Below are 11569 nucleotides of genomic sequence, written 5' to 3' on the forward strand. Positions count from 1 at the left end.
CCCCCGGACCCCCGCTCCTCAAACGCCGGAGGGGCTGGATTTTGCGGGCGTGGGCTGATTGCTGAGCCAAATTTCAGCCCCTCCGGCGTTTGAGGAGGCCCGTCCGGCAGGACTTCGGGAAGGGGCGGGTCAGGGGAGAAAAGCGGCCTCGCCCCCCTGTCGGTGCGCTGTCGGCGGCCTGTAGGTGATCTGTCGGCAGCCACCGCCAAGGTGGTCCTCATGACGCGATCCGACAAGAACCCCAGCAACGGCGGGCACGCCGTAGAGGTGCGGGGGCTGGTCAAGCACTACGGCTCGACCAAGGCCCTGGACGGCGTGGACCTGGACGTCCGCGAAGGCACCGTCCTCGGTGTCCTCGGCCCCAACGGCGCCGGCAAGACCACCCTCGTACGCTGCCTCTCCACCCTCATCACCCCCGACTCCGGCTCGGCCTTCGTGGCCGGGTACGACGTGCTGCACCAGCCCCGGCAGCTGCGCCGCAAGATCGGCCTCACCGGGCAGTACGCCTCGGTCGACGAGAAGCTCTCCGGCTTCGAGAACCTGTACATGATCGGCCGCCTCCTCGACCTCTCCAGGTCCGAGGCCAGGCGCCGCGCCGCCGAACTCCTGGAGCGGTTCTCGCTCACCGAGGCGGGCAAGCGGACGGCCTTCACGTACTCCGGCGGCATGCGGCGCCGGCTCGACCTCGCGGCCTCGATGATCGGGCAGCCCGCGGTGCTCTACCTGGACGAGCCGACCACCGGACTCGACCCGCGTACCCGCAACGAGGTGTGGGACGAGGTGAAGCGCATGGTCGGCGAGGGCGTCACCGTGCTGCTCACCACCCAGTACATGGAGGAGGCCGAGCAGTTGGCCTCCGAGCTCACCGTGATCGACCGCGGCCAGATCATCGCCAACGGCAAGATCGCCGAGCTGAAGGCGAAGATCGGCGGCCGTACGCTCCGGGTCCGCCCGGCCGACCCGCTCGAACTGCGGACCATGGCCGCCGACCTCGACGCCTCCGGCCTCACCGGGCTCGCCACGGCCACCGTGGACGCCGAGCACGGCACAGTCCTCGTGCCCGTGCAGAGCGACGAGCAGCTCACCGCGATCGTCGGCGCGCTCGCCGAGCGCGGGTACGCACTCGCCGACATCGCCACCGAACTGCCCAGCCTGGACGAGGTGTTCCTCTCCATCACCGGCCAGAAGGCCAGTGCCCCGCAGGACGCCGCCCCGATCCGAGAGGAGGTCGCCGTATGACCACCGCTACCGCGACTCTTGACGCGACGCCCGCCCTGAAGACCGGCGAGGCCGACGGCCGCATCGGACTGCGCGCCAACCTCCGGCACACCGGGGCCCTGATCCGCCGCAACCTGCTGTGGATCAAGGCGAACCCGGAGTCGATGTTCGACGCCCTGCTGATGCCGATCGTCTTCACGCTGCTGTTCGTGTACGTCTTCGGCGGCTCCATCGGCCAGTCGCTCGGCGGCGGCCAGGACGCCTACGTGCAGTACGTGATCCCCGGCATGCTCGCGATGATGAGCATGACCATCGCGCAGGCCGTCGGTACCGGGTTCAACGAGGACTTCCAGAAGGGCATCATGGACCGCTTCCGGTCCCTGCCCATCGGCCGTGCCTCCGTACTGATCGCCAAGATCTCCGTGGAACTCCTGCGGATGCTGATCGCCACCACCGTGCTGATGATCGTGGCCGTGCTCGTCGGCTTCGACATCGTGAGCTGGAGCGGCCTGTTCGCGGCCGTGGGCCTTTCCGCGCTGTTCGGCTTCGGCGTGATGTGGATCTTCCTGACCCTCGGCGTGACCATGAAAAGCGCCCAGTCCGTGCAGGCCATGGGGTTCCTGGTGATGATGCCGCTGCAGTTCGGCTCGTCCATCTTCGCGCCGACCGCGTCGATGCCGGGCTGGCTGGAGGCGTTCACCAAGTACAACCCGATGTCGGGCCTCGCCGACGCGGCCCGCGGACTGATGGTGGGCGGCCCGATCGCGCACGGCCTGTGGGTCACGCTCGCCTGGTCCATCGGCCTCACCGTGGTGATGGCGCCGATCGCCGTACGGAAGTACACCAACAAGAACTGATCCGGCCAGGCCCCGTCCGCCGCAAGGGAGTTCGGCGGACGGAGCCGGGGGGGGGCGGCTGGTCCGGGAGTACCGGATCGCGTCCGACGTACCCCGGATCAGAGCAGGGCGGCGGCCTCCTCCAAGGAGAGGCCGCCGCCTTCCGCATGTCCGCGCGTGTACGCCGCGTCGCCGAGCACATCCCGTACGGCCTGCTCGGCGGAGTCCCGCTGGACGCGTTCCTGCGCTGCGGGAAGGTGGCCCGCGGGCAGCAGCGCGTCGGCGGCGCCGAGCAGCCGGGCCCCGGTGTACGCCGCGTCCGGCTCCGCGCGGCCCGCCAACGCCCAGGCGCACAGGGCGAGTTGGACCGAGGCCATGTGCGGGGCGATCATCCTGGCCACCGGGTCCTGGGACCAGCGCAGGGCCGACGTGGCGTGCGCGTACGCCTCCTCGTGGCGGCCGTCGAGGACGTCGAGCCAGCCGTAGATGCCGTGCAGGACGCCCTTGAACATCATCGCGGGGCCGGAGAAGTACTGGTCCCAGAGCAGGTCGAGCTGCTCGCGCGCCTCGTCCCTGCGGCCGCTGCTGCCCAGCCAGCCCGCCAGGTGGATACGGGCGGCGGGCACGGCCTCCGAGAAGGTCTCGCCGACGTCGCGCAGGATCTCCCGCAGGATCACCTCGCCCCGCTCCGGCCGCCCGTTGTCCAGGAGGATGCCGGCGAGCCGCACCCGCAGGATCGCCACCTGCGCGGCCGCCCCGATGGCCTCGGCGTGCTCCACGGCCGCCGTGAAGTCCCGTTCCGCGCGGGCGAGTTCACCGCGCCGCTCCCAGGCCTCACCGCGCGCCGAGAGCGCTTCGGCGGCGCCCCAGGAGTCGCCGAGCCCGGTGAAGACGGCCAGCGCCTCGGTCGCGTCGCGGTCCGCGTCGCCGCCCCAGGCGCTGCGGTTGGCGAGGATGTTGGCGCGCAGCTGGAGGTTGGCGGCGAGCTCCCAGCGGAATCCGTGCTCACGGCAGGTCTCGACGTTCTGGTCGAGCAGTGCCCGCAGGTTGTCGGAGTTGCCGGTGAGGAGCACCGCGTACACCCAGTACGCGCCGGGGCTCCAGCAGGTCTGCGGGAGGCCCGGCCGGTAGGCGGCGACGATGCCGTTCAGGCGCTGTTTGTTCTCCGGTGTCGTCCACTCGTCGCCCCGGTGGTCCATCGCCGCGAGCTGCATCAGATGCGCCCCGCGCCGCGCCTCCGCCAGCTGCTCGGGCGCCATCGGCGGCGGCTTGGCCGTGCACCTCTCGGCGAGCGGCGGCGCCGGTTCGACGGGCTCCGCGAACGGGTCGGGGCCGAGCGCGGACACGGCACGCGACCAGTGCCGTGACTCGCTGCGCAGGTCGCGCATCTGCCAGTACCAGCAGAGCGAGAGGACCAGGCAGAGCCCCTCCTGCTCGTCGCCCGCGTCCATCGCCCGGCGCAGCGCGGTGCGCAGGTTCTCGTACTCCCGCTCGATCCGGGCGATGGCCCGCTTCTGTCCGGCGGCGCGCAGTTCGGGGTCGGAGCGGCGGGCCAGTTCGCGGTAGTGCACGAGGTGCGCGTGCTCGGCGGCGGGGCGGTCGCCGGCTTCGTCGAGGTGGACGCCCGCGTACTCGCCGACGGTCTCCAGGAGCCGGTAGCGCATCGCGCCCGTGTCCGAAGGGGCCGCCACCACAAGGGACTTGTCGACCAGGGAGCCGATCAGTTCGGTGACGTCGCGGCGGTCGACGTGCAGGTCGAGGAGGCAGGCGGGCTCGGCGTCCGACGCCGCGCCCGCGGTGGTGGGGGCGCCCGCGCAGACCGCTTCGGCGGCGTCCAGCTCGCAGCCGCCCGCGAATACGGAGAGCCGCCGCAGCACGGCCCGCTCCCGCTCGTCGAGCAGCTCCCAGGACCAGTCGACGACGGCACGGAGGGTCTGCTGCCGGGGCAGGACCGTACGGCTGCCGGAGGTGAGCAGCCGGAAGCGGTCGTCGAGCCGGTCCGCGATCTGCCGCGGGGTGAGCGCGCGCAGCCGGGCCGCGGCCAGCTCGATCGCCAGCGGCAGGCCGTCCAGGCGGTGGCAGATCTCGGCGCACGCCGCCGGGTCGTCGTCGACGCGGAACCCGGGGCGCGCGGCGGCGCCCCGGTCGGCGAGCAGCCGCAGCGCGACGGGCTCCGGCAGCGGTTCGAGGGGACGCACCGACTCGCCCGGTACGCCCAGGGGTTCACGGCTGGTGGCGAGGACCGTCAGGCCGGGGCAGTGCGCGAGCAGGTACTCGACGGTGCGGGCGGCGGACTCGACGACGTGCTCGCAGTTGTCCAGGAGCAGCAGCATCCGGCGCCGCCCGCAGTGCTCGGCGAGCCGGCCAAGCGGGTCGCCGACGCTCCGGTCGGCGGCCCGCAACTCCTCGGCGCCCGCGCCGTAGAGGACGGTCCGGCGGGCGCCGAGCGCGGTCAGTACGGCCTCGGGGACGGCGTCCGGGTCGGCGGCGGCGCCGACGGGCGCGAGCTCGGCCAGCCACACCCCGTCGGGGACGGGCACCGTCTCGGCCGCCTCCTGCGAAAGGCGGGTCTTGCCCGCGCCGCCGGGCCCGAGAAGCGTGACGAGCCGGGACCGGCCGAGGTCGGCGCGGAGCGCCTCGATCTCCGGTTCCCGGCCGACGAAGCTGGTGAGGCGGCTACGGAGGTTGCCGACCGGAGCGGAGGCCACCGGGGCGGCCGGCGCCGACGGAGTGTCCGGGGTGTCCGGGGTGAGCAACTCGGCGTGCAGGGCGCGCAGTTCGGGCCCCGGGTCGGCGCCGAGGCGTTCCACGAGTCCGGCGCGCACCCGCTCGTACGCGGCGAGTGCCTCGGCCGGCCTGCCCGCGTCCCGCAGGGCGCGAAGCCGCAGGGCCTGGAGCGGTTCGTCGAGGGGGTGCGCGTCGCACAGCGCGGTCAGTTCGGGCAGCACGGCCGGGGCGCGTCCCAGGCCGAGGGCGGCGGCGAGCCGGGCCTTGCGGGCGTCGAGGTGCCGGGCATCGAGCCGGCCCACTTCGGCAAGGCGGTCCGGCAGGTCGGCGAGGGCGGGTCCGCGCCACAGGCCGAGCGCCTCGTCGAGCAGCGCGGTCGCCTTGACCGGGTCGCCGTCACGGAGGGCCCGCGCGCCCTCCCCGGCGAGCCGCTCGAAGCGGTGCGCGTCCACGTCGTCGGGGGCGGCGCTCAGCCGGTAGCCGCCGTCGGCGGACTCGACGGCCGCGTGCCCGAGCGAGCGGCGGAGGCGGCCGACGAGGGCCTGCAGCGCGGCGTTCGCGTCGGCGGGCTCGTCGCCGTCCCACACGTCGGCGACGAGCCGGGCGACGGGCACGGTACGTCCCGGGCTGAGCGCGAGCACGGTGAGCAGGGCGCGCAGCCGCGCCCCGCCGACCGGCACGGGGCCGCCGTCGGCGCGGACTGCCTGGGTGGTGCCGAGGATCGAGTAGCGCACGGCACCCATTGTCCCCGGCGCCCGCGCGGCCGTCCGCCCGGTACGGGACGGCGTCGCAGGGCGGCGTCGCGGGCCGGAACTCCTGGCCGATACCGAGACGTTCCCCCTCCGTGCCGGGTACGGTCGCGGCACGCCGGGCACGTACGTACGCGTGGGCACGTACCCGTACCGCCGGGCAGCCCGCACGTACCCGACGGACCCACCACGCACGCACCCCCGGGAGCCCCGCCGCATGACGACCGCCATCAAGCGCAGCGACCGGCGCGTCAGCCCGGTCTTCCTCGGGATCGCGGCCGTCACCGCGGCGGCCGGGTGGGCCACCTGGACGGGCTTCGCGCAGACCACGGGCCTGGCGGTGTTCCTGTTCGTCACCGGCGCCTGGATCGTCTCGCTCTGCCTGCACGAGTACGCGCACGCGCGCACCGCCCTGCACAGCGGGGACATCTCGGTGGGCGCGAAGGGCTATCTGACGCTGAATCCGCTGAAGTACACGCACGCGCTGCTGAGCATCGTGCTGCCCGTGGTGTTCGTGATCATGGGCGGGATCGGTCTGCCGGGCGGTGCGGTGTTCATCGAGCGCGGCCGGATCCGGGGCCGCTGGCGGCACAGCCTGATCTCGGCGGCGGGCCCGCTGACCAATATCGCGTTCGCCGTGGTGTGCACGGCCCCGTTCTGGCTCGACGCCCTGGACGGCGTGCCGACGGCGTTCCGGTACGCGCTGGCGTTCCTGGCCCTGCTCCAGGTGACGGCGGCGCTCCTGAACTTCCTGCCGGTCCCGGGCCTCGACGGGTACGGGGTGATCGAGCCGTGGCTCTCGCACAAGATCCGGCGCCAGGTGGAGCCGTTCGCCCCGTTCGGCCTGCTCGCGGTCTTCGGCATCCTGTGGATCCCGGAGGTGAACATCGCGTTCTTCGACGCGATCCACTGGGCGCTGAGCGCGCTCGGCATCGAGGAGCTGGAGTCGTACTGCGGCCAGAACCTCTACCGCTTCTGGCAGGGCGACAGCCCGGTCTGCACTACGGGGTGAGCCGGTCCGGCCTGCACCGCTGAGCAAGAGTGGCTATTTGAGCCCGTCCGGCGATTGAGGACGAGCCCGGAGGGCGATCGACCCGCACCGGGTCAACGGCGCCGAACCGCCTACGCCCCCTGCGAGGCCCGCCGTACGTAATACCAGGCCATGTTGGACGAGAGCCCGGCGAGCAGCACCCAGATGATGCCGAGCCAGCTGCCCTGGGCGAAGGACACCACGGCAGCGGCGACGGCGAGTACGCAGACGACGAGGGCGTACAGAGCGAGGCGGGGCATGGGGGTGGGCTCCTGTCGGGATGTGCGGGTCGTACGCCGTCCAGTGTCCCCCATGCCCCACATCGGCTATACGTCGGTGACGCGCAGCCCGGCGTGCGCCTTGTAGCGGCGGTTGACGGAGATCAGGTTGGCGACCAGGGACTCCACCTGGTGGGCGTTGCGAAGGCGTCCGGCGAAGACGCCGCGCATGCCCGGGATGCGGGCGGCGAGGGCCTGCACGAGGTCGGTGTCGGCGCGGACCTCGCCGAGCACCATCACGTCGGTGTCGATCTCGTCGACGGACTCGTCCTGCAGCAGCACGGCCGACAGGTGGTGGAACGCGGCGGTGACCCGGGAGTCCGGAAGCAGCGCGGCGGCCTGCTCGGCGGCGCTGCCCTCCTCGGGCTTGAGGGCGTACGCGCCCTTCTTGTCGAAGCCCAGCGGGTTCACGCAGTCCACGACGAGCTTGCCCACGAGGTCCTCGCGCAGCGCTTCGAGGGTCTTGGCGTGCCCGTCCCACGGCACGGCGACGATCACGATGTCGCTGCGCCGGGCGCACTCGGCGTTGTCGGCGCCCTCGACGCCGAGGCCGAGCTCGTCGGCGGCGGCCTGGGCGCGCTCCGCGGCGCGCGAGCCGATGACGACCTTCTGGCCGGCGCGGGCGAGCCGGTAGGCGAGGCCGCGCCCCTGGTCACCGGTGCCGCCGAGCACGCCGACGACGAGCCCGGACACGTCGGGCAGCTCCCAGGGGTCCTTGGCGGGAGCCTTGGGCTGCGCCTTCTGCGCACCGTCCTGAACAGCATCTTGGGAAGTCATACGGCGACGATACTTGCCGGTATCCACACCTGACCCGCCCGGTCACACCCCCACGGCGACCGGCGCCCCGCCGTACGAACCCCATACGCGCGTACGAGCCGGACCGCCCCACTTCCCTTCCCCCGTACGCGAGTTGGGGCAAGCGCCGGACGGGCGGGCGGCGCGGCGGGCAGGATGCGGGGCCATGGACGCCGTACGGGTCGCGCTGCTGCGCGAAGTGCTCGCCGGGACCGAGTGGCCCCGCGCCACCCGCCGCTTCGCGGGCACTCTGCGCAGTTCGGTGCTGCCGCACGGCGGTGGCCTGCTCCTGGTGGGCACGGCGGCGTACGAGCCGTGGCACCTGGCCGCGCATCTCGTGGACGAGGCGGCCTGGTCGGGGATGCCGGAGCTGACGCCGACGCTGGTGCGGCACCGGGTGCGGCCGGGCGACCCGGCGCATCTGTCGGTGGGGCTCGGCCGGATCGAGGCGGCCAGGCGCGGGGAGACGCTGCTCGTGGTGGCGCCGGACGAGCCGGGCGGCGGTCTCCTCGAACGCGTCCACGACGCCCGCAGGGCCGGGGCCACGGTGCTCGCCCTGGACGCGGGCGGCGGTGAGCGGCACGAGCTGAACACCCTGGCGCACGACGCGCTCAGCCTGCCCGAGAACCCCGACCTCGACCTCGACACGGTGCAGCACCTGGTGAGCGCGGCCGCCGGCGAGAACGCGCTGCCCGCGGCGGCCCCGCGCGGACGCCGCGGCTTCCGGGACCGGCTGTCCCGCCTCGCGGACCACCTGACGGAACCCCCGCCCGCCCGCTGGTGAGGGCCCGGTGACGTCCCCGAGGAGAGACGCTCACCCGGTGCCGTGCCGTACGGGACCGGGACTCACTCCGCGGCGTCGTCCGGGGTCTTGCCGCGGTCGTGCCAGTTCGGGTCGGTGTCCCACTCCAGGTTCCGCTCCTGGGCGGTCTGCATCGCGGCTTCCGCCTCCGCGCGGGAGGTGTAGGGGCCGAAGCGGTCCTTGCCGGGACAGTCGGGCCCTTCCTCGACCTTCTTGTGCTCGAGGCAGTAGTACCACTCCCCCGGCTTGCCGACCGTCCGCTTCTTGAACAGGGCCATCGCAGGACCCCTCTCTCTGAGAGCCGCTGGAGGTTGGTTCCGCCGCCATCGTGCCCCAAGACCGCTGGATACACTCACTGGCATGTCTGGCCAGTCGCTGCTACTCGTACCAGGGGAGCTCTCTCCCATCCGTTCCGTCCCCGGCAACATCCGGCGTCCCGAGTACGTGGGCAAGCCCGCGCCCACTCCGTACAGCGGGCCGGAGGTGCAGACCCCGGAGACCGTGGAGCTGATGCGGACCGCGGGCCGTATCGCCGCGCAGGCCATGGCGGAGGCCGCGAAGTACATCGAGCCGGGCGTCACCACCGACAAGCTGGACGAGGTGGCGCACGCGTACATGTGCGACCACGGCGCCTACCCGTCCACGCTCGGCTACCGCGGCTTCCCGAAGTCGCTCTGCTCCTCGGTGAACGAGGTCATCTGCCACGGCATCCCGGACTCCACGGTGCTGCGCGACGGCGACATCGTGAACCTGGACGTCACGGCGTACATCGGCGGGGTGCACGGCGACAACAACGCCACGTACCTCTGCGGCAATGTCGACGAGGAGTCGAAGCTCCTGGTGGAGCGGACCCGCGAGGCCACCGCCCGCGCGATCAAGGCGGTCAAGCCGGGCCGCCAGATCAACATCATCGGCCGGGTCATCGAGTCGTACGCCAAGCGCTTCGGGTACGGAGTGGTGCGGGACTTCACCGGTCACGGCATCAACACGTCCTTCCACTCCGGCCTGATCGTCCCGCACTACGACAGCCCGCACGCCACGACCGTGATGCAGCCCGGCATGACCTTCACGATCGAGCCGATGCTGACGCTCGGCACCCACGAGTACGACATGTGGGAGGACGGCTGGACCGTGGTCACCAAGGACCGGAAGCGGACCGCGCAGTTCGAGCACACGCTCGTGGTGACGGAGACCGGGGCGGACATCCTCACGCTCCCCTGACCCCGCTCGTCCCTTCCGCTTTCCGCCGTCCCTGTCTCGGTCCCGATCCCGGTCCCGGTCCCGAACGAATTTCCGCGTACGTGTTTTACCGACAGCACGTCGGGAACGCCCTTACCGACAGGCCGTCGGGAACCAGTTGACTTAGGCATGCCTAAGTAGCAGGATCAGAGCTGGTTCCCCCACCCCTTCGGCACCGGAGGTTCCCCCGTGGACACGCCGTTCTCGACGCTCATCCGCACCGCCTCACAAGAGGCCCACACCGAGGCCGAGACCTCGACGTTCATGGGCGACCTGTTGGGCGGCAAGCTCGGCGTGGACGCGTACACCCGTTACACCGAGCAGCTGTGGTTCGTGTACCGCGCCATGGAGGACGGTGCCGAGGCGCTGCGGGACGACCCGGTGGCGGGCCCGTTCATCCAGGCCGAGTTGGCGCGGACGGCCGAGCTGGAGCGTGACCTCGCGCATCTGCACGGCGGTGCGGCCGACTGGCGCGAGGGGCTGCGCCCGCTGCCCGCGACGGCGGCGTACGTGGACCGGGTCGCCGAGTGCGCCCGCAGCTGGCCCGGCGGTTTCGTGGCCCACCACTACACCCGCTATCTCGGCGACCTCTCCGGCGGCCAGATCATCCGCGACAAGGCGGAGCGCACCTGGGGCTTCGCACGCAAGGGCGACGGGGTGCGGTTCTACGTCTTCGAGGGCATCTCGAACCCCGCGGCGTTCAAGCGGGCGTACCGCGAGCTGCTCGACGGGGTGCCGGTGGACGACCTGGAGAAGATGCGGATCGTGGACGAGTGCAAGCGGGCGTTCGCGTTGAACACGGGCGTGTTCCGGGCCCTGGGGGCCGAGTTCCCGCTGAGCGCGTGAAATCAGCCCCTCTGGGGGCACCTCCCAGCGGTAGCTGGGGGAACCTGAGGGGGCCCGTCCGGCAGGACGGGAAGATCAGGCGCCGACCAGCAGCACCCGGCCCCCCACCTCCACCGTGCCGTCCGGGTTCGGGGCCGTGAGGATCTGACTGCCCACGCCCTGGCGGATGTTGAGGGCGCGGCCCAGGTGGGCCGTGAGCAGCAGCGCCGCGGCCCCCGTCGCCTCGTCCTCGTCGATGCCGTCGCCCCGGCCGGGGAACGCCCGTGCGCGGACCCGGCCCGCGGCCTCGTCCAGCCACGCCCAGGCGTAGATCCAGGTGCCGGGCGGCGGCACGTCGAGCGCGTCCACCTCGGCGGCCGAGCCGTGCTGCCGCAGGGTGCGGCCGGGCGCCCACTCCGGGCGGCCCGTGATCCAGCTGAACTCGCCGTCCTGACGGGCCGTCACCAGGCCCGCGGGGGTGCGGAGTTCGGGCAGGTCGAGGAGCCAGGCCGCGCCGACGCACGGGTGGCCGGCGAAGGGCAGGCGCGCGCTGGGCGTGTAGATGTCGACCACGCCGCGCTCGTCGTCGTCCACGAACACGGTCTCGCTGAAGCCCAGTCGGCGCGCCAGCTCCTGACGCGCCGCCTCGCCGGGCACGGCGGTGCCGTCACGGACGACCCCGAGGGCGTTGCCATGACGTCCGTCGGGGCCGCAGAAGACGCGGAGTACGTCGAGTTCCATCGGTCCGTCGGGACCAGTCGCCGAAGTCATCCGCGCATTGAAGCATCAGCCCACGGAGCCGCGAACGGGACCGCGAACGGGTCCGCGAACGGGTCCTGGTCAATAGGGGCGCCTCCTCGCCGGAAAGTGCCACTTGACCGTTCCTTGACCGTCCATGGGGTTGGTCATGACCGTGCCCAGAGGCCGTCATGACCAGGCCGTTATCGGGCCGCGCTCATACAGCGTCCATGAGAGCCGGATCACTTTACGGGCGGGTCGTACTCAGGTAAGCCTCAGATAAGTTAGGTCTGCCTCAGTGGCCCCCACCACAGGTTCCCCCTCCCTAGATC

Annotated in this window: 11 protein-coding genes; 6 read left to right on the forward strand and 5 right to left on the reverse strand. The window is 72.4% G+C overall.

The features are described from left to right. The first annotated feature begins 219 nt into the window (after window positions 1–219). Complete coding sequence (locus tag GUY60_RS25785; protein WP_161701914.1) at window positions 220–1239, forward strand: ATP-binding cassette domain-containing protein; 1020 nt, start codon at window positions 220–222, stop codon at window positions 1237–1239. After that, entirely contained in the window at window positions 1236–2075 is an 840-nt protein-coding gene (locus tag GUY60_RS25790) for an ABC transporter permease (RefSeq protein WP_161701916.1), read from the forward strand. The genes GUY60_RS25785 and GUY60_RS25790 overlap by 4 nt, the downstream gene beginning before the upstream one ends. A 98-nt stretch (window positions 2076–2173) precedes the next feature. On the opposite strand, the gene GUY60_RS25795 is transcribed toward GUY60_RS25790, so the two are convergent. After that, window positions 2174–5524, reverse strand: coding sequence for an ATP-binding protein (locus GUY60_RS25795; protein ID WP_187370128.1), 3351 nt, complete (start codon window positions 5522–5524; stop codon window positions 2174–2176). Between the two features lie 223 nt (window positions 5525–5747). Here GUY60_RS25795 and GUY60_RS25800 point away from each other — a divergent pair, with 223 nt between their 5' ends. Further along, entirely contained in the window at window positions 5748–6542 is a 795-nt protein-coding gene (locus tag GUY60_RS25800; protein ID WP_161701921.1) for a site-2 protease family protein, read from the forward strand. Between the two features lie 110 nt (window positions 6543–6652). Here the strand turns inward: GUY60_RS25800 and GUY60_RS25805 are convergent, their stop codons facing one another. Both GUY60_RS25805 and npdG read right to left on the reverse strand, forming a co-directional pair. Further along, window positions 6653–6874 (reverse strand): hypothetical protein, encoded by a 222-nt coding sequence (locus GUY60_RS25805; protein WP_161701923.1) that lies wholly within the window; start codon window positions 6872–6874, stop codon window positions 6653–6655. A 12-nt stretch (window positions 6875–6886) separates the two neighbouring features. Beyond that, on the reverse strand, window positions 6887–7615 hold the full coding sequence (gene npdG, locus GUY60_RS25810; protein ID WP_161701925.1) for an NADPH-dependent F420 reductase: 729 nt from the start codon (window positions 7613–7615) through the stop codon (window positions 6887–6889). Between the two features lie 184 nt (window positions 7616–7799). Between npdG and GUY60_RS25815 the strand changes: the two genes are divergently transcribed. Continuing rightward, window positions 7800–8417, forward strand: coding sequence for a hypothetical protein (locus GUY60_RS25815; RefSeq protein ID WP_161701927.1), 618 nt, complete (start codon window positions 7800–7802; stop codon window positions 8415–8417). A gap of 62 nt (window positions 8418–8479) precedes the next feature. On the opposite strand, the gene GUY60_RS25820 is transcribed toward GUY60_RS25815, so the two are convergent. Then, window positions 8480–8713 carry a hypothetical protein gene (locus GUY60_RS25820; protein ID WP_161701928.1) on the reverse strand — a complete coding sequence of 78 codons (234 nt, stop codon included), beginning with the start codon at window positions 8711–8713 and terminating at the stop codon, window positions 8480–8482. A gap of 82 nt (window positions 8714–8795) precedes the next feature. On the opposite strand from GUY60_RS25820, the gene map reads away from it, so the two are divergent. Both map and GUY60_RS25830 read left to right on the forward strand, forming a co-directional pair. Further along, window positions 8796–9656, forward strand: coding sequence for a type I methionyl aminopeptidase (gene map, locus GUY60_RS25825; RefSeq protein ID WP_161701930.1), 861 nt, complete (start codon window positions 8796–8798; stop codon window positions 9654–9656). A gap of 207 nt (window positions 9657–9863) precedes the next feature. Further along, the gene (locus GUY60_RS25830; protein ID WP_161701932.1) at window positions 9864–10520 is read left to right on the forward strand and encodes a biliverdin-producing heme oxygenase; all 657 of its coding nucleotides are present in this window, start codon (window positions 9864–9866) and stop codon (window positions 10518–10520) included. 75 nt (window positions 10521–10595) lie between these two features. Here the strand turns inward: GUY60_RS25830 and GUY60_RS25835 are convergent, their stop codons facing one another. Beyond that, on the reverse strand, window positions 10596–11270 hold the full coding sequence (locus GUY60_RS25835; protein ID WP_246235673.1) for a PhzF family phenazine biosynthesis protein: 675 nt from the start codon (window positions 11268–11270) through the stop codon (window positions 10596–10598). Between the last annotated feature and the right edge of the window lie 299 nt (window positions 11271–11569).

The organism is Streptomyces boluensis (assembly GCF_009908195.1).
GTDB lineage: Bacteria > Actinomycetota > Actinomycetes > Streptomycetales > Streptomycetaceae > Streptomyces > Streptomyces boluensis.